General features: G+C 64.2%; 26 protein-coding genes. 15 read left to right on the top strand and 11 right to left on the bottom strand.

Annotation, left to right across the window (positions count from 1 at the left end; genetic code table 11):
• Window positions 1-26: 26 nt before the first annotated feature.
• From LOY37_RS23735 to LOY37_RS23725, 3 genes are read left to right on the top strand one after another with little or no spacing between them, the layout of a single operon-like run.
• Window positions 27-1,679, top strand: a complete 1,653-nt coding sequence (locus tag LOY37_RS23735; RefSeq protein ID WP_258715855.1) for an acyl-CoA dehydrogenase family protein — start codon at window positions 27-29, stop codon at window positions 1,677-1,679.
• Window positions 1,680-1,711: 32 nt separating this feature from the next.
• Entirely contained in the window at window positions 1,712-3,217 is a 1,506-nt protein-coding gene (amn, locus tag LOY37_RS23730; RefSeq protein WP_371128634.1) for an AMP nucleosidase, read from the top strand.
• A 6-nt stretch (window positions 3,218-3,223) separates the two neighbouring features.
• Window positions 3,224-3,853, top strand: a complete 630-nt coding sequence (locus LOY37_RS23725; protein WP_258715854.1) for a pseudouridine synthase — start codon at window positions 3,224-3,226, stop codon at window positions 3,851-3,853.
• Here the strand turns inward: LOY37_RS23725 and LOY37_RS23720 are convergent.
• Together LOY37_RS23720 and LOY37_RS23715 are read right to left on the bottom strand one after the other, a co-directional pair.
• A complete protein-coding gene (locus LOY37_RS23720; RefSeq protein WP_010222926.1) occupies window positions 3,850-4,053 on the bottom strand; it encodes a DUF2788 domain-containing protein in 204 nt (67 codons plus the stop codon). The two genes, LOY37_RS23725 and LOY37_RS23720, sit on opposite strands and share 4 nt — an antisense overlap.
• 55 nt (window positions 4,054-4,108) lie before the next feature.
• Entirely contained in the window at window positions 4,109-4,585 is a 477-nt protein-coding gene (locus tag LOY37_RS23715) for an Lrp/AsnC family transcriptional regulator (protein ID WP_010222927.1), read from the bottom strand.
• A 406-nt stretch (window positions 4,586-4,991) separates the two neighbouring features.
• Here LOY37_RS23715 and LOY37_RS23710 point away from each other — a divergent pair, with 406 nt between their 5' ends.
• Window positions 4,992-5,741: a DUF6515 family protein gene (locus LOY37_RS23710; RefSeq protein ID WP_258715853.1), complete on the top strand. Its 750-nt coding sequence runs from the start codon at window positions 4,992-4,994 to the stop codon at window positions 5,739-5,741.
• Between the two features lie 53 nt (window positions 5,742-5,794).
• On the opposite strand, the gene LOY37_RS23705 is transcribed toward LOY37_RS23710, so the two are convergent.
• Window positions 5,795-6,667: a cation diffusion facilitator family transporter gene (locus LOY37_RS23705; protein ID WP_045199818.1), complete on the bottom strand. Its 873-nt coding sequence runs from the start codon at window positions 6,665-6,667 to the stop codon at window positions 5,795-5,797.
• Between the two features lie 25 nt (window positions 6,668-6,692).
• The gene (locus LOY37_RS23700) at window positions 6,693-7,112 is read right to left on the bottom strand and encodes a polyribonucleotide nucleotidyltransferase (protein WP_093379221.1); all 420 of its coding nucleotides are present in this window, start codon (window positions 7,110-7,112) and stop codon (window positions 6,693-6,695) included.
• Between the two features lie 118 nt (window positions 7,113-7,230).
• On the opposite strand from LOY37_RS23700, the gene hrpB reads away from it, so the two are divergent.
• Window positions 7,231-9,756, top strand: coding sequence for an ATP-dependent helicase HrpB (hrpB, locus tag LOY37_RS23695; protein ID WP_258715852.1), 2,526 nt, complete (start codon window positions 7,231-7,233; stop codon window positions 9,754-9,756).
• On the opposite strand, the gene LOY37_RS23690 is transcribed toward hrpB, so the two are convergent.
• Complete coding sequence (locus tag LOY37_RS23690; RefSeq protein WP_258715851.1) at window positions 9,757-10,836, bottom strand: endonuclease/exonuclease/phosphatase family protein; 1,080 nt, start codon at window positions 10,834-10,836, stop codon at window positions 9,757-9,759. It abuts the gene before it with no gap.
• A gap of 11 nt (window positions 10,837-10,847) precedes the next feature.
• Window positions 10,848-11,516, bottom strand: a complete 669-nt coding sequence (locus LOY37_RS23685; protein ID WP_258715850.1) for a hypothetical protein — start codon at window positions 11,514-11,516, stop codon at window positions 10,848-10,850.
• Between the two features lie 153 nt (window positions 11,517-11,669).
• On the opposite strand from LOY37_RS23685, the gene LOY37_RS23680 reads away from it, so the two are divergent.
• From LOY37_RS23680 to LOY37_RS23670, 3 genes are all read left to right on the top strand, one after another.
• Complete coding sequence (locus LOY37_RS23680) at window positions 11,670-12,413, top strand: DUF2076 domain-containing protein (protein ID WP_258715849.1); 744 nt, start codon at window positions 11,670-11,672, stop codon at window positions 12,411-12,413.
• A 101-nt stretch (window positions 12,414-12,514) separates the two neighbouring features.
• Complete coding sequence (locus LOY37_RS23675; RefSeq protein ID WP_036996945.1) at window positions 12,515-12,994, top strand: NYN domain-containing protein; 480 nt, start codon at window positions 12,515-12,517, stop codon at window positions 12,992-12,994.
• A 19-nt stretch (window positions 12,995-13,013) separates the two neighbouring features.
• Window positions 13,014-13,616 (top strand): PolC-type DNA polymerase III, encoded by a 603-nt coding sequence (locus tag LOY37_RS23670; protein WP_045199808.1) that lies wholly within the window; start codon window positions 13,014-13,016, stop codon window positions 13,614-13,616.
• Here the strand turns inward: LOY37_RS23670 and LOY37_RS23665 are convergent.
• Window positions 13,613-14,071 (bottom strand): Lrp/AsnC family transcriptional regulator, encoded by a 459-nt coding sequence (locus tag LOY37_RS23665; RefSeq protein ID WP_045199806.1) that lies wholly within the window; start codon window positions 14,069-14,071, stop codon window positions 13,613-13,615. The genes LOY37_RS23670 and LOY37_RS23665 overlap by 4 nt on opposite strands.
• A gap of 153 nt (window positions 14,072-14,224) precedes the next feature.
• Here LOY37_RS23665 and yedA point away from each other — a divergent pair, with 153 nt between their 5' ends.
• From yedA to LOY37_RS23650, 3 genes are all read left to right on the top strand, one after another.
• Window positions 14,225-15,157 carry a drug/metabolite exporter YedA gene (gene yedA, locus LOY37_RS23660; RefSeq protein ID WP_045199804.1) on the top strand — a complete coding sequence of 311 codons (933 nt, stop codon included), beginning with the start codon at window positions 14,225-14,227 and terminating at the stop codon, window positions 15,155-15,157.
• A 41-nt stretch (window positions 15,158-15,198) separates the two neighbouring features.
• Window positions 15,199-16,107, top strand: a complete 909-nt coding sequence (locus tag LOY37_RS23655; protein ID WP_258715848.1) for a hypothetical protein — start codon at window positions 15,199-15,201, stop codon at window positions 16,105-16,107.
• Between the two features lie 74 nt (window positions 16,108-16,181).
• The gene (locus LOY37_RS23650) at window positions 16,182-17,513 is read left to right on the top strand and encodes a DEAD/DEAH box helicase (protein ID WP_045200051.1); all 1,332 of its coding nucleotides are present in this window, start codon (window positions 16,182-16,184) and stop codon (window positions 17,511-17,513) included.
• Window positions 17,514-17,524: 11 nt separating this feature from the next.
• On the opposite strand, the gene LOY37_RS23645 is transcribed toward LOY37_RS23650, so the two are convergent.
• Window positions 17,525-18,760, bottom strand: a complete 1,236-nt coding sequence (locus tag LOY37_RS23645) for a TIGR03862 family flavoprotein (RefSeq protein ID WP_176794209.1) — start codon at window positions 18,758-18,760, stop codon at window positions 17,525-17,527.
• A gap of 149 nt (window positions 18,761-18,909) precedes the next feature.
• Window positions 18,910-19,824: a histone deacetylase gene (locus LOY37_RS23640; RefSeq protein WP_258715847.1), complete on the bottom strand. Its 915-nt coding sequence runs from the start codon at window positions 19,822-19,824 to the stop codon at window positions 18,910-18,912.
• A 98-nt stretch (window positions 19,825-19,922) separates the two neighbouring features.
• On the opposite strand from LOY37_RS23640, the gene LOY37_RS23635 reads away from it, so the two are divergent.
• Window positions 19,923-20,351: an EamA family transporter gene (locus tag LOY37_RS23635; protein WP_123565145.1), complete on the top strand. Its 429-nt coding sequence runs from the start codon at window positions 19,923-19,925 to the stop codon at window positions 20,349-20,351.
• Here LOY37_RS23635 and LOY37_RS23630 read toward each other — a convergent pair.
• Together LOY37_RS23630 and LOY37_RS23625 are read right to left on the bottom strand one after the other, a co-directional pair.
• The gene (locus LOY37_RS23630; RefSeq protein WP_258715846.1) at window positions 20,317-21,165 is read right to left on the bottom strand and encodes a phosphatase PAP2 family protein; all 849 of its coding nucleotides are present in this window, start codon (window positions 21,163-21,165) and stop codon (window positions 20,317-20,319) included. The two genes, LOY37_RS23635 and LOY37_RS23630, sit on opposite strands and share 35 nt — an antisense overlap.
• 3 nt (window positions 21,166-21,168) lie before the next feature.
• The gene (locus tag LOY37_RS23625) at window positions 21,169-21,861 is read right to left on the bottom strand and encodes a histidine phosphatase family protein (protein WP_195885078.1); all 693 of its coding nucleotides are present in this window, start codon (window positions 21,859-21,861) and stop codon (window positions 21,169-21,171) included.
• A gap of 142 nt (window positions 21,862-22,003) precedes the next feature.
• On the opposite strand from LOY37_RS23625, the gene LOY37_RS23620 reads away from it, so the two are divergent.
• The 3 genes from LOY37_RS23620 to LOY37_RS23610 all read left to right on the top strand — a co-directional run bounded on the left by LOY37_RS23620 (window position 22,004) and on the right by LOY37_RS23610 (window position 24,110).
• The gene (locus tag LOY37_RS23620) at window positions 22,004-22,573 is read left to right on the top strand and encodes a GNAT family N-acetyltransferase (protein WP_093379253.1); all 570 of its coding nucleotides are present in this window, start codon (window positions 22,004-22,006) and stop codon (window positions 22,571-22,573) included.
• Window positions 22,574-22,650: 77 nt separating this feature from the next.
• Window positions 22,651-23,520 carry an acyl-CoA thioesterase II gene (gene tesB, locus LOY37_RS23615; protein ID WP_045199789.1) on the top strand — a complete coding sequence of 290 codons (870 nt, stop codon included), beginning with the start codon at window positions 22,651-22,653 and terminating at the stop codon, window positions 23,518-23,520.
• Window positions 23,517-24,110, top strand: coding sequence for an HAD family hydrolase (locus LOY37_RS23610; RefSeq protein ID WP_258715845.1), 594 nt, complete (start codon window positions 23,517-23,519; stop codon window positions 24,108-24,110). The genes tesB and LOY37_RS23610 overlap by 4 nt, the downstream gene beginning before the upstream one ends.
• The last annotated feature ends 34 nt before the right edge of the window (window positions 24,111-24,144 follow it).

Raw genomic sequence — 24,144 nt, 5'->3', positions numbered from 1 at the left:
CACGCCAGGATCCAGGAGGCCCCTCGATGAACCTGCACCAGTACGCTGAAACCCATGAGGTCACCAACCAGCCACCGTCCCTGGACGGGGCCAACCTGTACCGCATCGACCTGCCACTGCAGGAATGGTCGCGGCGCTACGGGGCGGGTTGGGCGCAGGAGCGCATCGACGCGTACGGTGCCCTGGCCGGCGGGCCGCTGATGGCCGCAGGCTTTCTGGCCAACCAGAACAAGCCGCAGTTCAGCAGCCATGACCGTTATGGCCATCGCATCGACCTGGTGGAGTTTCATCCGGCCTATCATGAACTGATGCGCACGGCCATCGAGCATGGCCTGCCGTCCTTGCCCTGGACCGACCCGCGTGAAGGCGCGCATGTCGCCCGCGCCTCGATGACCTACCTGCACAGCCAGGCCGAAGCCGGCAGTGGTTGCCCGCTGACCATGACCTTTGCCGCGGTGCCGGCGCTCAAGCTGCAACCTGAGCTGGCCGAGTACTGGCTGCCGAAAGTGCTGGCCACCGAATACGACCCGCGCAACCTCGGCGATCGCCACAAGGCCGGCGTGACCCTGGGCATGGCCATGACCGAGAAGCAGGGCGGCACCGATGTGCGTGCCAACACCACCCGCGCCTATCCGGTGGGTGCGCCCGGCCCGGGCCAGGCCTATGAGCTGGTCGGGCATAAATGGTTCTGTTCGGCGCCGATGTGTGATGCCTTCCTGACCCTGGCGCAGACTGACAAGGGCTTGAGCTGCTTCCTGCTGCCGCGCCACCGCCCGGATGACAGCCGCAACCAGTTCTATATCCAGCGCCTGAAGAACAAGCTCGGCAACTGCTCCAACGCCTCCAGCGAGGTCGAGTTCCGTGGCGCTCTGGCCTGGATGATCGGCGAAGAAGGCCGCGGCGTGCCGACCATCATCGAGATGGTGGCCATGACCCGCTTCGACTGCATGGTCGGCTCCAGCGCCCTGATGCGTCAGGCCCTGACCCAGGCTGCCCATCATTGTGCCCATCGCCAGGTCGGCGGGCGCTTGCTGGCCGAGCAGCCATTGATGCAGAACGTGTTGGCCGATCTGGCCCTGGAAAGCGAAGCGGCGCTGGCCCTGAGCCTGCGCATGGGCCGTGCCCTCGACCAGCCGGATGATCCGCACCAGGCGCGTTTTGCCCGCTTGATTACCGCCGTGGGCAAGTACTGGATCTGCAAGCGTGCGCCGGCAATGATCAACGAAGCGGCCGAATGCATGGGCGGCGCCGGTTATGTCGAAGACAGCATCCTGCCGCGGCTGTACCGCGAAGCGCCGGTCAACTCGACCTGGGAAGGTTCGGGCAATGTCCAGTGTCTGGATGTGTTGCGGGCACTGTCCAAGGAGCCAGGTGTGCTCGACACGTTGTTCGCCGAGCTCGGTGATGGCCACGGCGACCCGCGCCTGGCCGCACATATCGGTAACCTCAAGGCGGCCTTTGCCGACACCGCGGACATCCAGTACCGCGCCCGCCAGCTCACCGAAGACATCGCCGTCGGCCTGCAGGCCAAGCTGCTGCTCGAAGCCGGTAACGCCGCGGTCAGCGATGCCTTTATTGCCAGCCGCCTGGGCGGCAATGGCCGGGTGTATGGCGTACTGCCCCGTGGCGTCGACGTCGCCGCGCTGGTGCAACGCTCGACCCCGAACTGGCCGCTCTAACGTGCGTGCCTTTGCCGCCGGATGTAGGCAAGATGGGCGTATGCATGTCAGACAGGAAGTACATTGTGAGCCGTACTGATGAAGCCTTCGTTGTCGTAGAAACCGCCGAGCAGGCCGTCGATCGCCTCGCCGCCCTGCACGAACAAGCCACCGCGGCCCTGAGCCAGGCGCTCAAGCGCTACCTCAAGGACCGCACCGAGCCGGATGCCGAGGAGCGCGCACTGTTCCGCTACCCCGAGCTGCGCCTGACCTACCAGTACCATGGCGAAGTGCCGGCGATCACCCGTGCCTACGCCAAGGTCCAGTTGCCGGGCACCTACAGCGTGACTGTGACCCAGCCGGCGGCGTTCCGGGGTTACCTGCTGGAGCAATTGAAGCCGCTGATGCGCGACTTCACCGTCACGGTTGAAGTGGGCGTCAGTCAGCAGAACATTCCGTACCCCTATGTGGTCGAGCAGGGCGACGAACTGGCCGGTACGGGCATTACGGCTGCGGCGCTGGCGCGGGTGTTCCCCAGCACCGATCTTTCTGCCGCCACCGATGGCATCGCTGACGGCCTGTACGACTGGGCCAACGTCGACCCGCTGCCGCTGGCGCTGTTCGACGCCGCGCGGGTGGATTTTTCCCTGCGCCGCCTGGTGCATTACACCGGCAGCGACTGGCGCCATGTGCAGCCGTGGATCCTGCTGACCAACTACCACCGCTATGTCGACCAGTTCATCAGCCACGGCCTCGAGCGGTTGCGTGACGACCCGCGCTTCGTGCGCATGGTCCTGCCCGGCAACGTAATCATCGAAAAGGCCATGGACAACGGCGAAGCCCAGGCCCTGGTTGCCGGAGTGGTGTGGCACCGCTACCAGATGCCGGCCTACCACCTGATCGCCGCCGATGGCGACGGCATCACCCTGGTCAACATCGGCGTCGGCCCGTCCAACGCCAAGAACATCACCGACCACTTGGCGGTACTGCGCCCGCATTGCTGGCTGATGATCGGCCACTGCGGCGGCCTGCGCCAATCGCAGACCATCGGCGACTACGTGCTGGCCCACGCCTACATGCGCCGCGACGGGATTCTCGACCGGGTAGTGCCGCCGAACATTCCGATTCCGGCCCTGGCCGAAGTGCAACTGGCCTTGCAGGAAGCGGCGGCGCAAGTGACCGGCGAGCGTGGCGACGAGCTGAAAAAGCGCCTGCGCACCGGCACCGTGCTGACCTACGACGACCGTAACTGGGAGTTGCGCTGGGCGCAGGAGCGGCCGTTGATCAACCTGTCGCGGGCGGTGGCGGTGGACATGGAAAGCGGCACCATCGCCGCCCAGGGCTATCGTCTGCGGGTACCGTACGGCACTTTGCTGTGCGTTTCCGACAAGCCGCTGCACAGCGAGATCAAACTGCCGGGGGCTGCCAACGCCTTCTACAACCGGGCGGTCAGCCAGCACCTGAAGATCGGCATCGCTGCCCTCGACCTGCTGCGTACCGAGCTCAACTCGCTGCACTCGCGTAAACTGCGCAGTTTTGACGAGCCGCCGTTCCGCTGAGGCCCCATGTCGTTACCCCCACGCTCCAAGCCGCGGCGCCCCGCGGCCAAACCCGCCGGCCCGCGTCGCCACGCCAAGGCGCCGCCGGCCGAGCCGCGGTTGATCCTGTTCAACAAGCCCTTTGACGTGCTGACCCAGTTCAGCGACGGCGAAGGGCGCGCGACCCTCAAGGACTTCATCGCCATCCCCGGCATCTACCCGGCTGGGCGCCTGGACCGTGACAGCGAGGGCCTGCTGCTGTTGACCAACGACGGCCAGTTGCAGGCGCGGATCGCCGACCCCAGGCACAAGCTGGCGAAAACCTATTGGGTACAGGTAGAAGGGGAGCCGAGCGAGGAGCAACTGCAGCGTTTGCGCGATGGCGTCGAGCTCAACGACGGCCCGACCTTGCCGGCCCAGGCCCGTCAGCTCGACGAGCCCCAGCTGTGGCCACGCAACCCGCCGGTACGCTTTCGCAAAAGCGTACCGACAAGCTGGCTGGAGCTGGTCATCAAGGAAGGGCGCAACCGTCAGGTGCGGCGCATGACCGCTGCCGTCGGCTTGCCGACCCTGCGCCTGGTGCGCGTGCGGATCGGCGACTGGAGCCTGGATGGCCTCGATCAGGGCCAGTGGCGGGAAGTCCCGGCCAGGCTTTAGACGCCTTCGATAAAGCCGATCACCACGCTTTTGATGATGAAGGCGAGGATGCCCAGGCCCAGCACGAAAAACAGGATGAAGGTGCCGAACTTGCCGGCCTTGGATTTTTTCGCCAGGTCCCAGACGATAAAACCCATGAAACCAATCAGGATGGTGACCAGGATGGTCATCATCCACTCTTCGAACAACGCAGGATCCATCGATACTCTCCGGCAGGTTGAGGCGCGCGATTATACGCCGCCGTTGCCAACCTGACTAACGCAGGTGCGTGAGCGGCAGTTCGGTGCTGGCCAGTACCTGGTTGAGAACAAAGCTGGAGCGCACGCTGGTCACGCCTTCGATACGGGTCAGGTGGCCGAGCAGCAACTGCTGGTAATGGTCCATGTCGGGCACCACGACTTTCAGTTGGTAGTCGGCATCCATCCCGGTCACCAGGCTGCATTCGAGCACCTGCGGCAGGCTGCGGATCGCCGCCTCGAAGGTCTCGAAACGCTCGGGAGTGTGCCGGTCCATGCCGATCAGCACATAGGCGGTCAGGCTCAGGCCGAGCTTCTTGCGGTCGAGCAGGGCGACCTGGCGGGCAATATAACCGTCGTCTTCCAGTTGCTTGACCCGACGCGAGCAGGGCGAAGGTGACAGGCCGATGCGTTCGGCCAGTTCCTGGTTGGAGATACGCGCATCGCGCTGCAATTCGGCAAGAATGCTCAGGTCATAACGGTCGAGCTTGCTCATGGGATTGGCCTTTTCTGTTTCGATTGCGTCGAATTATCAATCTGTAGGCAAAAATTGCGCAAGTGATATTTAAATGAGCAATCTTAGCAATCCTCTGCCGCTGCCATCGCCGTATTCTTATCACCAGAATCACTGCCCGGACATCAGTCCAGTGCGGCGGGCCGAATCAGGCCAGCTGCGGCCAGCAACCCCACCAGGTTGTGCTCGGCCCCCGGGCTACACACTGTCCACAAGACGGCGTGAGGTGAGCCGGTGTCACAAGCGCCGAGCACGGACAAAATTCTCAAAGGGAGACCCCAGGGTCTCCCTTTTTTATTACTCAAATTTCATCTGGCGGCCGATAACCCCTGGCAGACGGCCTGATAGAGTAATCACAGGCCCCTTGTTATCGGTCCGAGAGGAAAGTATGAAGTCGCGTGTCTGGGGTATGGCGGGTGTGGGTGTGCTGTGCATGAGTGTCAATCTGCCGCTGCTGGCTGAGGGGCAGGGAGCTTCACCCTTGCAGTCGCGGCCCGATGAAGTGCGCCAGACCCAGGAGCCACGCACCGGCTATTACCAGGATATCCCGCGGCGCAACGACAACCGCTATTACAACGCCGGTGGCGGCGGGCATGGGGATGGCCACGGCAATGGCTGGGGGCCGGGGCCGCAATACCGTCCGGGGCAGACCATCGAACGCTTTCCTGACCAGTACTGGAAGGTGCCGTATCGCGGGCATGACTACTTCTATTCCGGCGGTTACTGGTATCGCCCGCAAGGCCCGCGTTATGTGGTGGTGACTCCGCCCTATGGCGTGCGGGTCAACTACCTGCCCGACTATGCCCAGCAAGTGTGGATAGGCAGTGCGCTGTTCTTTCTGGCGGCAGGGACGTATTACCAGTACCTGGAAGACAGCCGCGAGTATGTGGTGGTCAACCCGCCGGCGGCCAGTACGCCGGCCCGAAGCGGCCCAGGTTATGACGTGATTGCTTATCCCGCGCAGGGCCAGAGCCCGCAGCAGCTTGATCGCGACCGCTACGAATGCCATCGCTGGGCGGTGCAGCAGACCGGTTTTGACCCGGCTGCGGCCAGCTACGCGCCGTCGGCGCAGGTGGCCGATAACTATCGGCGGGCGCAGGGTGCTTGTTTGAGCGGGCGAGGTTACAGCGTCAATTGACCCAGGGCTGCTGCGCAGCCCATCGCTGGCAAAGAGCAGCCTTGCCAACTGCCTCACATCACCGGATCTGCATGCACCAGCACTTCAGCCTTGGGGTACTTGCTGTTGATCGCCGCCGCTGCCTGGTCACACAAGGCATGAGCCTGGGTCAGCGGCAGGTCCCCGGGCAACTCCAGGTGCAATTGCACGAACCAGTGGCTACCCGACACCCGCGTACGCAAGTCGTGGGCGCCGCGCACCCCCGGCACACTGCAGGCCAGCGCGAGCATCTGCTCGCTGATGTCGCCGGGCAGCTCCTGATCCATCAGGATCGAGCTGCTCTCGCGGGCAATCTGCAGGGCGCTCCAGAGGATGTACAGGGCAATGCCCAGGCCGAAGATTGCATCCAGCTGTGGCCAACCAAAGCGCGCCAGCACCAGGGCAACGAGGATGCTGCCGTTGAGCAGCAGGTCGGAGCGATAGTGCAGTGAATCGGCGCGCACCGCGGTCGAGCCGGTGATGCGGATCACCTTGCCCTGCAGCATCAGCAAGGCAATGGTCAGCACCAGCGACAACAGCATCACCGCAATGCCGATGCCGGTGTCACCCAGAGGCTGCGGATTCTGCAGCCGCTCAACCGCCTGCACGCCGATCAGCACCGCGCTGACGCCGATGAACAGCGCCTGGGCCATGCCGGCCATGGCTTCGGCCTTGCCGTGGCCGTAACGGTGGTCGTCATCGGCCGGGCGCAGGGCGTAGTGCACCGCCAGCAGGTTGAGGAACGAGGCGACGCCATCGAGCGCCGAGTCGGTCAACCCGGCCAGCAGGCTGACCGAACCGCTGAGCCACCAGGCCAGCGCCTTGGTCAGGATCAGGATACTGGCCACCGCCAGCGATGCGCGGGTGGCCAGGCGCAGCAGGCGTTGGTGTTCAGCCGAGGGAGTCATGCCTAAAGTGGCTTCCTGTCAGAGATCAAGCAGCGGGCTTGAGGCCGTACATGGCCAGTTGCTCGACACTACCCTTGTGCTGGATCAGGCGCGGGTCGTTGAGCGGTAGGCGCTGGCCCAGTTCGCTTTCGAGAATAGCCTGCAGCTTGCTGTTGTCGACCTTGCCGTCGGCGCTGATGGCTTCATTGAGTTTTTCAGGCGCGACCTGGGCGGTGGTTCCGCCGGGCAGGTAGATGGCGCCGGTGGCGAAGTCGATGCCGAAAGCGATCAGGCCCGGGATCACATAGAAAAGAATGCCGATGGCGTCGAGGGCGGCGACCACCGGGTCGATCTTGCCTTCGATCTGGCCGCGCCGGTCGGGGAAGAACAGGGTGCCGCAGGCGGTCAGTTGGCTCAGCAGGGTGGCGATCACGACGCCGCCAATGACACGGGAGGGAATACGCATGGAAGTCTCCGGAATGAAGGCGACAAAGATACAGGCAAAGAGCCTGTATCTACAGCTAAGACCATGATAAGGCAGGCTCGGTTCGCCGTTATACTCGGCGGATTGTTTGAGGGCCACCATGAAATCATTACCGATCGATGCCGTACTGCCAGCCTTGCGCGCCGCCTTGAGCCAGCGCCACGAAGCGGTGCTCGAAGCGCCCCCTGGCGCCGGCAAGACCACCCGCGTACCGCTGGCGCTGCTCGATGAGCCGTGGCTGGCCGGGCAGCGCATCCTCATGCTCGAACCTCGGCGCCTGGCGGCGCGGGCGGCGGCCGAACGGCTGGCCAGCGAGTTGGGTGAGCAGGTCGGGCAAACGGTTGGTTACCGCATCCGCCTGGACAGCAAGGTCGGGCCGAACACGCGCATCGAGGTGGTCACCGAAGGGATTCTCACCCGCCGCCTGCAGGCCGATCCGGCGCTGGACGGAGTGGGTTTGCTGATCTTCGACGAATTCCACGAGCGCAGCCTCGATGCTGACCTGGCCCTGGCCCTGAGCCTCAATGGTCGCGAATTGTTGCGTGACGACCCGCCGCTGAAAATCCTGCTGATGTCGGCGACCCTTGAGGGCGAGCGCCTGTCGAGCCTGCTCGACGATGCTCCGGTGGTCAGCAGCGAAGGGCGCATGTACCCGGTGGATATTCGCTGGAGCCGGCCGTTTCAGGCGGGCGAGTTCATCGAGCCGCGGGTGGTCGATACGGTGCTGCAGGCCATCAGCGACGAGTCGGGCAGCGTGCTGGTGTTCCTGCCGGGGCAGGCGGAGATTCGCCGCGTGCATCAGTCACTGCAGGAGGCCCTGGGCGAGCGCCGCGATATCCTCCTGTGCCCGCTGCATGGCGAGCTCGATCTCAATGCCCAGCGCGCCGCCATCGACACCCCAGCCGCCGGCCTGCGCAAAGTGGTGCTGGCGACCAACATCGCCGAGACCAGCCTGACCATCGACGGTGTGCGCGTGGTGGTCGATGCGGGCCTGGCGCGGGTGCCGCGCTTTGATCCTGGCAGCGGCATGACCCGCCTGGACACCCAGCGCATCTCCCGCGCCAGCGCCACCCAGCGTGCTGGCCGCGCTGGGCGCCTGGAGCCCGGCGTGTGTTATCGCTTGTGGTCCGAAGCCCAGCACGAGCAACTGGCGGCCTATGGCGCGGCCGAAATTCTCCAGGCTGACCTGGCTGGATTGGCCCTGCAACTGTCGCGCTGGGGCGTTACCCCCGAACAACTGCGCTGGCTCGATCAGCCACCTGCGGCCGCCTATGGCCAGGCGCTGGAGCTGTTGCAGCGCCTGGGCGCATTCAAGGCCGACAGCCCGGACAGCCTCAGCGCCCACGGCCAGGCCATGGCCGAACTGCCGGCGCATCCGCGCATCGCCCACCTGCTGTTGCGCGGCCAGGACCTGGGCCTGGCCGACATGGCCTGCGATGTCGCCGCCTTGCTCGGTGAGCGCGACATTCTGCGCGGCGGCGGTGCCGACCTGCATAGCCGCCTGGCCCTGCTCAGCGGTGAAACCCGCGCGGCCAAAGGCGCGCAGGGCGGTGTGCAGCGCGCCCGGCAACTGGCCCGCCAGTACCGCGGTTACCTGCGCGGCAAAGCCACTGCAGCCGTCGCCGACCCCGAGCATTCGCGCTGGCTCGGCGCCCTGCTGGCACTGGCCTATCCCGACCGCGTTGCGCAGCAGCGGCGTGCCGGCGGTGCGGAGTATCGCCTGGCCAACGGTCGCGCTGCGTTGTTTGGCGAAGCCGATGCCTTGATGAAACATTCGTGGCTGGTGATCGCCGATCTGGGCAGCCGTCAGGGCCAGCGCGAGGAGCGCATTTACCTGGCCGCCGATTTCGACCCGGCGCTGTTCGACGGGGTGCTGGCCGAACAGGTGCGCAGCCTGGATATCCTTGACTGGGACGAACGCGAGAACGTTTTGCGTGCCGAGCGTCAGCGCAAGGTCGGCGAGCTGGTGCTCAGCCGCGAGCCTTTGACCGGCCTGGATGAAGACGCCCGCGCCCGGGCCTTGCTGGAACTGGTGCGGCGCAAGGGTCTGGAGTTGCTGCCGTGGACGCCCGAGCTGCGCCAGTGGCAGGCGCGGGTGGCGCTGTTGCGCCAGCTCGACCTGGCAAGCCGTGGTGAAAGCGAGTGGCCGGACCTCAGCGATGCCGCGCTGCTGGCGAACCTGTCCGAGTGGTTGCAACCCTACCTGGGCAAGGTCACCCGCCTGAGCCACTTCGCCCAGCTCGACCTCGCGTCGATCTTGCGCAACCTGCTGCCCTGGCCGCTGCCCCAGCGCCTGGATGAGCAGGCGCCGGTGCACCTGAGTGTGCCCTCGGGTTCGAACATTCGCCTGGACTACAGCGAAACCCCGCCGATTCTCGCCGTGCGTCTGCAGGAGCTGTTCGGCCTGGCCGAAACTCCGCGCATCGCCCAGGGCCGTCAGCAAGTCCTGCTGCATTTGCTGTCGCCCGCGCGCAGGCCGGTACAGGTGACTCAGGACCTGGCCAACTTCTGGCGCAGTACCTATGCCGAAGTGAAGAAAGACCTCAAAGGGCGCTACCCCAAGCACTATTGGCCGGATGACCCGTTGGTGGCCGAAGCCACGGCGCGGGCCAAGCCGCGCAAGTAGTCACGGCTGCGCAGGCAACAGCAGGCGCGCCGTCACTGGCAGGTGATCGGAAATCTCCAGGGTGTCCTGCTGAATTACCCGTGCCCCCAGACGCTGCAGTTTGGGGCTGTGGAACAGGTAGTCGAGGGTGCGGTCCGGGCCTTGCAGGTTGCGGTCGTTGGGGTAGTGGGTCAGCCAGGCCGCGCGGTCGGCGCCGCTGGCTTCGGCGTTGCTGGGGATCATCGGGTATTTGTCCCAGAGCAGATGCAGGTCGCTGTCGGCACCGTACTGGCCGCGCAGTTCGGCCGGCAGGCGGCGGTACTGGCCGAGCGGCAGCAGGTTGAAGTCGCCGCCGATCAACCATGGCGTGCCTTGGCTTTCCAGCTTGTCGAGCAGGCGCGTCACCTGTTGCACCTGCTGGCGCTGGATATCGCTGCCGGCTTCGAAGGTCGCCAGGCGGGTGTTGAGCACCGCCAGCTGACCGCCATCGCGCAGCGGCAGGTAGCTGGCAACAATCGCCTGCTGCGGTTGCAGCAAGCGCCGCCAGGCATTGCTGGCGTCGACCGGCAATTGCAGGCGCTCGGCCTGCTTGATCGGGTAGCGGCTCAGGGTCGCCAGGCTGCGGCCGACACTGCCGAAGATGTGCCAGTCGGGGACGAAATCGGCTTTCCAGTCGTAGGCCTGCACCGCGCAGGGGTAAATATCCACCAGCCGTTCGCGCAGCAGTGCCAGTTGGTCTTGGTAGCCGCTGGCCTTGGCGTTGTTGTCCAGTTCCTGGAGCAGGACGATGTCCGGCTGCTCGGCGCGGATTACCCGCGCCACTTCATCAAGGTTGAAGGCGAGGTCTTCAGGGGTAGGGCGGGTGTCGTCGCCGCGGCCCTGGTCGTACCAGAATACGTAGCGCTTGCCGGCCAGGTACTGCACGTTCCAGGTCATCACCTTGAACACCTGGCCGGGTACCAGCGCCGCCGTGCTGGCCCGGCAACTGACCGCCAGGCTCTCGCGCGGTTCAGGTTGCCAGCTCAGCTGGCTGGCCAGCAGCCACAGCAGGGCGATCACAACAAGCAGGGTCAGCAGGGCGTTGCGCAGTAGTCGGGTCATCGGCTAACCAGTCAGGACAGCGGTGGCTCTGTCGCCGGTTCGCTGACCAGCATGTACAGGCGGAACATCATTACGGTGCTGAACAACTGCAAAAAACCGTTGCCGCTGTCCAGAGCCAGTTGCGCCAGCGGCGAAGGCTCGGGCACCAGCATCATGCTCAGGCCGTCGATCAGCCACAGCACTGCCATTACGCCGAGGACGCAACTGAAGATGCGCCAGAAGTTGCCGGTGGTCATCTGGAAACTGGTACGCATGGCTTCGATCGGTGGCTGGCCGCGCAATACCAGGGCGTATTCGGCAAACACCAGGTGGATCATCACCCAGATACCAGGAATGATGAACAGCGCGGCGCCGGCCATGATCAGCAACGAGCTGAGCATCACCATCAGCGCAAACGACGGCCACAGGCGCAAGGCCATGGCCAGCAGGTTGCGCTTGAGCGGGGCGTAGCCGTTGCTGCGGCTGTCGAGGTAGAGGATCAGCGCGGCGCTGTACAGCGGGTAGAACAGCAGGCTGACCAGCATGCCGTAGCCTGGCGAGGCGTCCTTGCCCAGTTGCTGGTACAGCAACTGGGCGCACAGGGCTTCGAGCACCACCAGCGGCAGGCACAACTGGGCAATGCTCAGCAGGTGACGGCGGAAGAAATACAGGGAGTCGCGCAGAACACTAAGCGGATTCATCGGTCGATATCGCATTGAATAAAAGCAGGGCGTCACTTTAGCCCAGGCGCTGGCCAACCTGAAGAAAGTTTAATCCCGGCTTGTGTTGAATCTGGCGCCTCGGCACCCCATTTTACCGGTACCCGTTTTTCCGCTTTTGCAGTGAGGTTGCCCATGAACAGTGAAGAACAAACCCTGATCGACGGCCTGTTCGGTCGGCTCAAGCAGGCCGAAGATCCGGCCGTGCCGCGTGATGCCCAGGCCCAGGCGCGCATTGGCGAGCACCTGCAGCAGCAACCGGCGGCGCCTTACTACATGGCCCAGGCGATCCTGGTGCAGGAAGCAGCGCTCAAGCGCCTGGATGAACAGAACAAGCAACTGCAGGCCGAGCTCAAACAGGCCAAGGCCCAGGTAGCCGCTACCGCACCGAGCAGCAGTGGCGGCTTCTTGTCGAGCATCTTCGGCAGCGGCACCCGCGACCCGCAGCCGGTGCAAAACCAGGCGGCCAGCGCTCCTGCCAGTGGTGGCGGCTGGCGCGAACCGTCGCGCCCCTCGTTCAACCCGCCGGCCCAGCAGCAGGGCTTCAACGCAGCTCCCGCCCAGGCCCCGGCCCGCGGCGGTGCCAGCAGCTTCCTTGGTGGCGCGTTGCAAACTGCTGCAGGCGTGGCCGGCGGGGTGATGCTGGCCCAGGGCATCAGCAGCCTGTTCAACCATCACTCGCAACCTGAAGAGGTGGTCGAAGTGATCAAGGAAGAACCAGCACCCGCCAGCGATAGCGGCGGCTGGGGCAGCAACGACGAGCAGCGCCTGACCGCCGACAACGGCGGCTATGGCAACGACCAGGGCGGCTTCATCGACACCGACTACGGCAGCGATGATGGCGGCTTCTTCGGCGGCGACGACGACAGCTTCGTCTGACCGCGCTTACCCGCATGGCCCGCGGGCTGGCATACTGGGCGCCGAAACGGCCCCGGTGTGCGGCGGCCGGCAACAGCGCCGTGGCGCCATGAGGAAAAGCGGTGAAGAAGATCGCGGTATTCGCCGATGTGCAAAACCTCTACTACACCGTGCGCCAGGCCTACGGTTGCCACTTCAACTACGCGGCGCTGTGGGCCGATATCAGCCAGCACGGGCAGATCGTCGAGGCGGTGGCTTACGCCATCGACCGCGGCGACAGCAAGCAGCAGCAGTTTCAACAGATCCTGCGCAACCTCGGTTTCACGGTCAAACTCAAACCCTACATCCAGCGCAGCGACGGCTCGGCCAAGGGCGACTGGGACGTGGGCATCACCCTCGATGTGATCGATGCCGCCGCGCGGGTCGATGAGGTGGTGCTGGCCTCCGGCGACGGCGATTTCGACCTGCTGCTGGAACGGGTCATCAGCCGTCACGGCATTCAGGCCGTTGCCTATGGCGTGCCGGGGCTGACCGCCAATTCACTGATTCGCGCTGCCAGCCGATATGTGCCCATCGAGGGCAGCCTGCTGCTCAAGCATTAAGATTTTTGAGGTTGTCGTTTTGGAACGTATCGCTGTCATCGACTTTGAAACCACTGGCATTTCACCCGGCGCCGGTTGCCGCGCCACCGAAGTGGCGGTGGTCATGCTGGAACGCGGGCGCATCGTCGAGCGCTACCAAAGCCTGATGAATGCCGGGGTACCGGTACCGGCGTTTGTCGCTGGCCTGACCGGTATCACCACCGCCATGCTGCGCAGCGCGCCGCCAATTGCCCGGGTGATGAACGAAGTAGCCGAGTTCGTTGGCGATACGCCGATGCTCGCCCACAACGCCTCGTTCGACCAGAAGTTCTGGGACTACGAACTGGCGCAGATCGGCCGTAGCCGTAGTCAGCGTTTCGCCTGCTCGATGTTGCTGGCGCGGCGCCTGATGCCCTCGGCGCCAAACCACAAGCTGGGCACCCTGACCCGCTGGGCCGGCCTGCCTGACACCGGCACCGCGCACCGGGCCATGGCCGATGCCGAAATGGCCGCCAACCTCGCCCAGCACCTGGCCGGACAATTGCGTCAGCAGGGCGTCAACGGCGTTTCCCACCAATTGTTCTGCAGCCTGCAGAAAGTCCCTGCGGCGAAGATCGGCGAAGCGCTTAAAACCTATCGCTAGGCCTTCTTGCCGTTGTGCTCCAGGTGGCCCAGCGGCAAACGCCGCTCCACGGCGCTGGAGAGAATGATCGAGGTCTTGCTGAAGCCGAACCGGGCGACCCGGTTGATCAGCTCTTCGAGTTCCGGCATCGAACCCACTGCCGCTTGCATGATCACGCAGGGGTCGCCGGTCACCCGGTGGCACTCGGTCAGTTGCGGAATCTGCGTGAGTTCTTCGTAGGTTTGCTGGTTGCCATGGCTGGCCAGGCGCAGTTCGATCACGCACTGGATCGGCAGGCCGATCTTCTCCAGGTCGACCTTGGCCTGGTAGCCGGTAATCACCCCGCTGGCCTCAAGCTTGGCCACCCGCTCGGCCACCGCCGGAGCGGAGAGATTGACCTTGCGCGCGAGCTCGGCGAAGGAGGCGCGGCCGTTGTCCAGCAGGGCGCTGAGGAGCATGCGATCGTATTTGTCCATGGGTTTCCAGGGGCGGGTTGTTGATTCCAAGGCGCAAGGCCAAAAGATCCGTTGTTTCAAAAGTGTACGGTTCGTTTAAACAGGTTTTGTAACTTATGTTTACTGCGCTGCCTTTCTAAACTAACTGCCCGACACCCATAATTCGAGCCCCCCATGCCTGCCTCCCGTCGCTTCCCGTTAGTCTTGATCGGCGCCTTTCTCGCCTTGTACCTGGTCTGGGGCTCGACTTACCTGGTGATTCGCATCGGCGTCGAATCCTGGCCACCGTTGCTGATGGCCGGGGTGCGTTTCGTCATTGCCGGCTCCTTGCTCTACGGCTTTTTGCGCTGGCGCGGCGTGCCGGCGCCGACCTGGCCGCAATGGCGGGCGGCGAGTGTCATCGGCGTATTGCTGCTCAGTTGCGGCAACGGCGGCGTAACCCTGGCTGAACATGCCGGTGTAGCTTCAGGCGTGGCAGCGCTGGCGGTGGCCACAGTGCCGCTGTTCACCTTGATGTTCGGCCTGCTCTGGGGCCATCGCAACACCCGTCTGGAATGGGCCGGGATTGTCCTCGGCCTGGTCGGCATCGCCTTGCTCAACCTCGGCTCCAACCTGCAGGCCAGCCCGGTCGGCGCTGCGCTGATCCTGTTTGCCGCCGCCTCCTGGGCCTTCGGTTCGGTCTGGAGCAAAAGCCTGCCGCTGCCCGCCGGGCCGATGGCCAGCGCCGCAGAAATGCTTGTCGGTGGCGTGGTCTTGCTGCTCGGCAGCGCCCTGAGTGGCGAACGCATGACCCAGATGCCCACCGCCGCTGGCTGGGGGGCGCTGGCCTATCTGGTGTTCTTCGGCTCGATCCTGGCCTTCAGCGCCTACATGTACCTGCTCAAGCATGTGCGCCCGGCCGCGGCCACCAGTTATGCCTATGTCAACCCGGCGGTGGCGGTGTTGCTGGGGATTGTTTTTGCCGGCGAGCAAATTGGTTTCGAGGAATGCGTGGCAATGGCGGTTATCATTGGCGCCGTTGTGCTGATCGGTGTGCCGCAGTGGCGCCGGCCGGCAGTGGAAAAAGCCAAAACTGTTGGCGAAGTGGAAGGTGAACTGTGTAAATGAAAGGACGTTTTGCCAGGAAGGCAGTGAAGATTTTTGCTTGTGTGGCCTTGCTCGTAATGGGCGTGGTGATGCTGTATGACGGTAAGCAAACCTTCATGACCCTGTATTTCCAGGAACCCATCTCTCTGGAAAACAGTTTCGAAATCGAGGCCGCCTATTTGCAGGCCGTGCGCCAAGCCATGGCCCCCTGGCCGATCCCGGCGGGCAAGCTCGAACTGCGTCTTGAGCCCGGCAACCGGCAAGCGTTGCAGGTGCGTTTTGCCAAGGATGCCCTGGACGCCGGGCAGCGTCAGCAACTGCGGGCGCTGTTCGAGTCATTCGAGCCCGCTCGGGAAGAGGTCCGGCCCACAGGCCGGCTGCTGGTCGACATGCGTCAGGCGCGTCAGGTGGGCCTGGGTGTTTACGATTTTGGCCCGGCGCCCGCTGAAGTCGTCGCGCTTGGCGAGATGTCGCTGCCGCTGCACTTCAGCTTTCCTTCGCAAATCGATGTGCAACTGCGGCGCAACGAGCAGGCGACTGCGCAAAAGCCGCAAGCCGATATGATCTGCGAGGCTAGCGCCAGGCTGAATGGCGCCTTGCCCTTCGAAGTCACCGACTTCAATGTCAGTGGCGCCGACCTGCGCGGCGAGATGAAACTGCGCATGCCCAGCGGTTTACAACTGCGGGCGCCGGCGCAATTGTCGTTCGATGAGCCGCGATTGCTTGAGCGCCTGGAAATGGGCGATATGCGGGTGCGGATCCAGCGCCCGGAGACTATCGACCGGTTGGTGTTCGAGTTCGGCAAAATTGGCACTGTCAGGGATCAGCCTTACCTGTTTTTCATCCGCAGCGATCCCGAAGCATTCGCGGCATGTCGTGCGATTGCCTACCAGAGCGGCAGGCCGTTTTCGTTCTACCTGGGTGAAGGGCTCGATCGCCTGCTCAAGGTACGCTTTGCACCGCAAGGCTGATAGCGATGGCGGCACGCGCCGGGCCTGAACAAGGTAAACTGCCGCCATTGCTGAATTCCCCTGACGGTATTGCCATGACTTTCGCCAAACTCGGCCTGATCGAACCCTTGCTGCGCGCGCTCGAGCGCCTGGACTACAACACCCCGACACCGGTCCAGGCCCAGGCCATTCCTGCCGTACTGGCCGGCCGCGACCTGATGGCCGCCGCCCAGACCGGCACCGGCAAGACCGCAGGTTTTGCCCTGCCGCTGCTGCAACGCCTGACCCTGGAAGGGGCCAAGGTCGCCAGCAACTCGGTGCGCGCCCTGGTGCTGGTGCCGACCCGTGAACTGGCCGAACAGGTTCACGCCAACATTCGTGAGTACGCCGAGCACCTGCCGCTGAGCACCTATGCGGTGTACGGCGGGGTCAGCATCAACCCGCAGATGATGAAGCTGCGCAAGGGCATCGACCTGCTGGTGGCCACCCCGGGCCGGCTGCTCGACCTGTTCCGCCAGAACGCAGTCAAGTTCAACCAGTTGCAGGCGCTGGTGCTCGATGAAGCCGACCGCATGCTCGACCTGGGTTTTGCCGAAGAGCTGCGCGCGGTGTACGCCGCCCTGCCGGCACGCCGGCAAACCCTGCTGTTCTCAGCGACGTTCTCTGACGAGATCCGCCAACTGGCCGCGCAGACCCTCAATGACCCGCTGAGCATCGAAGTCAGCCCGCGCAATGTCACCGCCAGTACGGTCAAACAGTGGATCGTGCCGGTGGACAAGAAGCGCAAGCCGGAGCTGTTCAGCCACCTGATGCGCAAGCAGCGCTGGAAGCAGGTGCTGGTGTTCGCCAAGACCCGCAATGGCGTTGACCAGTTGGTCGAGCGCCTGCGTGGCCAGGGCGTCAATGCCGACGGCATTCATGGCGACAAGCCCCAGGCAACCCGCCAGCGTGCCCTGGACAGCTTCAAGGCCCGCGAGATCCAGATCCTGGTCGCCACCGATGTGGCGGCGCGCGGGCTGGATATCGACGACCTGCCGCTGGTGGTCAACTTCGACCTGCCGATCGTCGCCGAGGACTACATTCACCGCATCGGTCGTACCGGGCGCAAAGGCAATAGCGGTGAGGCGATTTCGCTGGTGTGCGCCGACGAAGTGCAGCTGCTGTCGGCGATTGAAACCCTGACCCGCAAGACCTTGCCACGCCACGAAGAGCCGGATTTCATTCCGGACCACAAGGTGCCGATGACCGATGCCAGCGGCCAGGTGCTGAAGAAGCCGAAAAAGCCGAAGAAGCCCAAGGAAAGCAGCAGCAAGCGCAGCCTCGGGCGCTGGATGGACAGCGCTGAAGCGCCAGCGGCAGCGCCGCAGGCCAAGCCGGTACGCAAGGTGCCGGCCTTCAATACCGGGCCGCGCAAGCGCAAGCCTTGACCCGCGATTATTCAGCCGTTAAGCCACTCCAGCAGACCCAACCCGGCCTTGCGCCCACTGGCAAAACAGGCAGTCAACAGATAGCCGCCGGTTGGCGCTTCCCAGTCGAGCATTTCACCGGCACAGAACACGCCGGGCAGTTGCTTGAGCATCAAGCGCTGATCCAGTGCTTCAAAGGTCACCCCGCCCGCGCTGCTGATCGCTTCGTCCAGCGGGCGAGGGCGCACCAGGGTGATCGGCAAGGCCTTGATCGCCTGCGCCAGCAAGGCCGGGTCAGCAAAGGTCGGTTGATCGGTCTGCTCTCGCAACAACGCCGCCTTGACCCCGTCCAGCCCCAGTTGACTGTGCAGGTGCTTGGCCATTGAGCGCGAACCTCGCGGCTTGGCCAGGGCCTGCTGGATTTTATCCACAGGCCGGTTGGGCAGCAGGTCGACCAGCACCCTGGCGCTGCCATCGCGGTTGATCGCTTCGCGGATCTGCGCCGACCAGGCGTACACCAGGCTGCCCTCCAGGCCTTGGGCAGTGAGCACGCATTCGCCCAGGCGCGGCGCCTGGCCGGCAAGGCTCAGGGCGATGTTCTTCAGCGGCGCGCCGGCAAACTTGTCCTTGAGCAGCGCGCTCCAGCCTTCGACCTCGAAGCCGCTGTTGGCCGCCTGCAATGGCGCGATCTGCACGCCTTGCGCTTGCAGCCAGGGCAGCCAGGCCGCATCGGAGCCCAGGCGTGCCCAGCTGCCGCCGCCCAGCGCCAGCACGGTGGCGGTCGGCTTTAGTGTCAGCTCGCCCTGTGGATAAGCGATTCGCAAACTGCCATCGGCATTCCAGCCCAACCAGCGATGGCGGGTGTGGATAACGACCCCGGCATCGCGCAGGCGCTTGAGCCAGGCGCGCAAAAGTGGCGCGGCTTTCATGTCGCGGGGGAACACCCGGCCGGAACTGCCGACGAAGGTTTCGATGCCCAGGTCGTGAATCCACTGGCGCAGCACATCGGCATCGAAGCCTTCGAGCAGGCGGGCAACGTCTTGCGTGCGCTCGGCATAACGGGCGATGAATGCCGGGTAAGGCTCGGAGTGGGTGATGTTCATGCCACCGACCCCGGCCAGGAGAAACTTGCGCCCCACCGAGGGCATGGCGTCGTACAGCTCGACGGCGACCCCGGCCTGGCTCAGCACTTCGGCGGCCATCAACCCGGCCGGCCCGCCTCCGATAATGGCAACGTGTGGGCGGTCGGTGGTGCAAGTGTCGGTCATGGTCGGCTGCAAGCTGGAAAAAAGAGCCGGCATTCTACCTTAGCGCGGCGCCCGGAATCACTGATCAAAAAACGTACATCGGCCTCAAGGCCCCGTGGTTAAAGGCCTTGAGGGGCTTTCCCGCAGGTTATCCACAGGCGGTTCCACAGTCATTGTGAGTAACCCAGCACACGGCTGGCGCTGTGGTGCAGTATGCCGTGGCGGCGGGCGAGGGCTTCGCGGTCCTTGCTGTAGCCACCACCAATCACCCCAACCACCGGAATGTCCCGGCCCAGGCAGTGGCGCAGCACGCTTTGGTCACGGGCGGCGACGCCTTCATCGGTCAGTTGCAGATAACCCAGGGCGTCGTCCTTGTGCACATCGACCCCGGCGTCGTACAGCACCAGGTCCGGGCGGTACAGCGGCAACAGGTAGTTGAGCGCGTCATCGACCACCTTCAGGTACGCCTGGTCGCCCATGCCGCGCGGTAGAGGGATGTCCCAGTCGCTTTCGGCCTTGCGCGCGGGGAAGTTCTGCTCGCAATGCAGCGATACGGTGATCGCGTCCGGGGTGTCATGGAGGATGCGCGCGGTACCGTCGCCCTGGTGCACGTCGCAATCGAAGATCAGCACCTTGTGCACCCGCCCGGCGGCGAGCAGGTAATGGCTGATCACCGCCAGGTCATTGAAGATGCAAAAGCCGGCCGGGTGATCGTAATGGGCGTGATGGGTGCCACCGGCCAGGTGACAGGCGATGCCATGCTCCAGCGCCTGCTCGGCTGCCAGCAGCGAGCCGCCGACCGCGCGCACGGTACGCCGCGCCAGGGCTTCGCTCCAGGGCAAGCCAAGGCGGCGCTGGTCTTCACGCGACAGCTCGCCGTTCATGTAGCGCTCGATATAGGTGCGGTCATGGGCCAGGGCGAGGATGTCGTTGGGGCAAACCTCGGGGCGTAGCAACGCCGCGTCGGTAGTCAGGCCGCTGGCGACCAGGTGGTCGCGCAACAGGCGGAACTTGTCCATCGGAAAGCGGTGCTCGGCGGGAAACCCCGGGCTGTAGTCGTCGTGGTAGATCAGCGGCAGCGGCATGGCAGGGTCTTGAGCGAGACAGAAGCTGATCTTGCCAGTTACCAAGGCCGTTACGCCAGCTTCTACAATGAGTAGCAATCCCTTGCACAGGCGTACTTATGGTGTTGGCTTCATGGACTTTCTGGGCGGTGTTATCCGCCGTGTTCGCCGCGTTGACCGCGATCTTCGCCAAGGTCGGCATCAGCGGCATCAACTCCGACTTCGCCACCTTGCTGCGTACGGTGGTGGTGCTAATCAGCCTGGCGCTGATTCTGTATGCCACCGGCCAGTACCAGTCGCTGAGTTCGATCCCGGCCCGCAGCTATCTGTTTCTGGTGTTGTCGGGGCTGGCCACCGGCGCCTCGTGGATCTGTTACTTCCGAGCCCTGCAGCTGGGCCAGGCGTCACAGGTGGCGCCTGTGGATAAACTTAGCGTGGTGCTGGTGGCGGTACTTGGCGTAACCCTGTTGGGCGAGCGACTTGACTTGCGCCAGTGGGCCGGCATCAGCCTGGTCACTCTGGGCGTAGTGATGCTGGCGTGGCGTTGATCAACGCCGGCGTGCGTGCTCTGGTCGCCACCCGCGCGGGAGCCTGTAATGCCAGCCGGCCGTAAAAGAACAGTGCTGTCAGCCAGGTCGTCAGCCAGACGAAAATCCCTGCCCAGAAGGTGTGCGACATATAGTGCCAGCCCTGCAGCACGCGCGTGGTGCCAAACACCAGCCCCAGCAACAACACCGCCACCAGCAGTTTGCGCGCATGCGCCCAGCGATGGCGCCGGGCAACGAAGTACAGCGCCAGCAAGGTAAAGCCGCTGGAGGCGTGGCCACCCGGCCAGCAACGCCCGGCACCGGCCTTGTCCAGCCAGGTGAAGTTCTCGAACCATTCCTGGCGCAGCTCGCTGCCGCCGTACAGGGTGGTCTCCACCGGGCAGTACACGCTGGTGTGGCTTTTCAGGTAATGGATGACCGTGGTGCTCAGGGCGAAGGCCACCACCACGAACAGCAAGTCGCGACGGTAGCGGGTGGTCAAGCGCAGCACCGCAGCGATACGCCAGGTGTTCAACATGCGGCTGGCAGTGGACTGTGGATAAGCGGCAAAGCGTGGCCAGATAAACGACAACAGCGAGCCGATGACTGCCAGCTCGCCGGTCCAGTTCGGCAAGATGCGCGGCCACTTGTGGGTCACTTTCTCGAACCATTGGTTGTGCAGCAGCGGGAACTGGCCGCTGGCCGGGTCGAGCAGCAGGTTGCTGATCATTCGGTCGAGGCTGGTGAGGTCGAACAGCAAAAAAACCACGGCAGCCAGCAGCAGCGGCAAACCCAGGTTGGTCAGATAGAAGTCGCGGCGAGAGGGGCCCGGCATGCTTTACATTCCTGCGCTGGCGACAAGTTTGCGCCATTCATTGGCGTTCATCTGCCCGAGAATCCGCGCCTTGCCGTTGCTGCCCATGGACACGAACAAGGCACTGGCATAGGCGCTGGAGCGTTCACCACCGGGCACATTCAACTGCCGCTCAAGATGATCGATGCAACCACTGTGGGTGACCAGCACCAGGTTATGGTCGGCGCGCTTGTGCTTGAAGGCGGCATCGGCAAAACCCTTGTCGCATTGCTTGAGCCAGTCCTCGCTGGCGATCGCCTTGCCGAACATGAAGTGCGCAGTTTGCTGGGTGCGCACCTCCGGGCTGCTCAGCACCTGAGCGTTGTTCAGGCCCAGGCGCTGGATGCCGTTACCGACGTCGCTGGCCGCCTGGCTACCCTCGAGGGTAATGCCGCTGGGGTCGCCCAGGCAGCGGTTGTGCGAACGGTCGCAACGTTCGGCATGGCGGATCAGGACGATGACCGCGCCCTTGGCCCATTCGCTGTAAACACCACTGTTGTGCATCTGATTGTCGCTGCCCAGGTCCACGATCGGTGTCCTCGATGTCCACCACAGTGCAAGGATGACCAGGGCGAGCAGGAGGCCCAGCCCGGTCAGCGGTTGGCGCCAGGGAGCGCCGCGTCGTCGCTGGGTGGCAGTGCTGGCGGTAAGCGCAGGCGTCAGGTGGGAAGATGACATAGGACCACTTCAGGCAGGTTCAAGAGTGAACGCACTGTAGAAAAGGTCAGGTTCAGAACCAGTGAAAGGGATGTGAAAAATAGCTTGGAGCCGAGGTTGTTACCTACGCTATAAACAGCAGGCTGTGGATAAGGAGCCGAGCATGACCCCGATATTGCAACTGGAAAGCGCACGGTTGCTGTTGCGCCAATGGCAGGATGACGACCTCAGGGAGTTCGCCGCGATGTGCGCCGACCCGCAGGTCATGCGTTACTTTCCTGCACCCTTGACCCGGGTCGAGAGCGCTGCGCTGATCGGCCGGATTCGCGGCCACTTCAATGAATACGGCTTTGGCCTGTGGGCCCTGGAGCGCAAGGACACCGGCGCCTTTATCGGCATGACCGGCCTGCTCAACGTGAGTTTTGCCGCCGATTTTACCCCGGCGGTGGAGATCGGCTGGCGCCTGGCCCGGCGCCACTGGGGGCTGGGTTTTGCCAGTGAAGCGGCCTGGACCAGCCTGCGCTGCGCCTTCGCTCAACTGGGCCTGGAGCAGGTGGTGTCGTTCACCACCGAGAGCAATCTGCCATCGCAAAAAGTCATGCAGGCCATCGGCATGCAGCAGGACCTGGCCGGCAGCTTCGAACACCCCAGGCTAGAGCCTGGCGACCCTTTGCGAGCGCACGTGTTGTACCGCATCGACCGTGCCCAGTGGCAGGCCACCCTGCGCGGCTGAATTGCACAACATACGGGCCGGCAATGACAAACCCTGTATTATTTGCCGCAGTTGCGCATTGCCTTGGAGAATCTTGAATGAGCCACGTGTTGGACGATCTGGTTGACCTGTTGAGCCTGGAATCGATCGAGGAAAACCTGTTCCGCGGGCGAAGCCAGGACCTGGGCTTTCGTCAGTTGTACGGTGGGCAGGTACTGGGCCAGTCGCTGTCGGCGGCCAGCCAGACGGTCGAGGAGGCGCGCCACGTGCACTCGCTGCACGGCTACTTCCTGCGCCCGGGCGACGCCAGCATGCCGGTGGTCTATTCGGTCGACCGCGTACGCGATGGTGGCAGTTTCAGCACCCGGCGGGTGACGGCGATCCAGAAGGGCAAGACCATCTTCACCTGCAGCGCCTCGTTCCAGTACGACGAGGAAGGCTTCGAGCACCAGAGCCAGATGCCCAAGGTGGTCGGCCCGGAAAACCTGCCGTCGGAAGTCGAGCTGGCCAAGCGCATGGCCGATCGCCTGCCTGAAGCCATTCGCGACAAGATGCTCTGCGCCAAGCCGATCGAAATGCGTCCGGTAACTGCCGAGGATCCGTTCAACCCCAAGCCCGGCGAGCCGGTCAAGTACGTCTGGTTCCGTGCTGACGGCAACCTGCCGGACGTGCCGGCGCTGCACAAGTACATGCTCGCTTATGCCTCGGATTTTGGCCTGTTGACCACCTCGCTGCTGCCCCATGGCAAATCGGTGTGGCACAAGGACATGCAGATCGCCAGCCTCGACCACGCGCTGTGGTTCCACGGCAACCTGCGCGCCGACCAGTGGCTGCTGTACGCCATGGACAGCCCGTGGGCCGGCAATGCCCGTGGTTTTGCCCGCGGCAACATCTACAACCAGGCCGGGCAACTGGTGGCCTCGTCGTGCCAGGAAGGCCTGATTCGTCATCGCCAGGACTGGCAATGAGCCTGCAGCAGATTCGCCACTGGGTGTTCGACATGGACGGCACCCTGACCGTTGCCGTGCATGATTTTGCCGCGATCAAGGTGGCGCTGGAAATTCCCCAGACCCACGACATCCTCACCCACCTGGCGGCCCTGCCGGCCGATGAAGCCGCAGCCAAGCACGCCTGGTTGCTGGAGCATGAACGTGAGCTGGCGATTGGTTCACGCCCGGCTACCGGTGCCGTGGAGCTGGTCCGCGAGCTGGCGGCGCGCGGTTGCCAGCTGGGTATCCTTACCCGCAATGCCCGGGAGCTTGCGCATATCACCCTTGAGGCAATCGGCCTGGCCGACTGCTTTGCCGTCGAGCACGTGGTCGGGCGTGATGAAGCACCACCCAAGCCACACCCTGGCGGCTTGCTGAAGCTGGCCGACGCCTGGGTGGTGGCGCCGAGCGAGATGGTCATGGTCGGCGACTACCGCTTTGACCTGGACTGCGGCCGGGCGGCGGGGGCGCGGACGATTCTGGTGAACCTGCCGGATAATCCCTGGCCAGAGCTGGCCGACTGGCATGCAGCGGATTGCCGGGCGTTGCAGGTGATGCTCGACAATTGAGTTGAATTCATCGCGGGTCCAGCCCGCTCCTGCA

Origin of the sequence: Pseudomonas sp. B21-012 (assembly GCF_024749305.1) — a bacterium.
GTDB lineage: Bacteria > Pseudomonadota > Gammaproteobacteria > Pseudomonadales > Pseudomonadaceae > Aquipseudomonas.
Note: the sequence above shows the minus strand (reverse complement) of the source record. Positions and strands in the feature narration are given on the sequence as shown.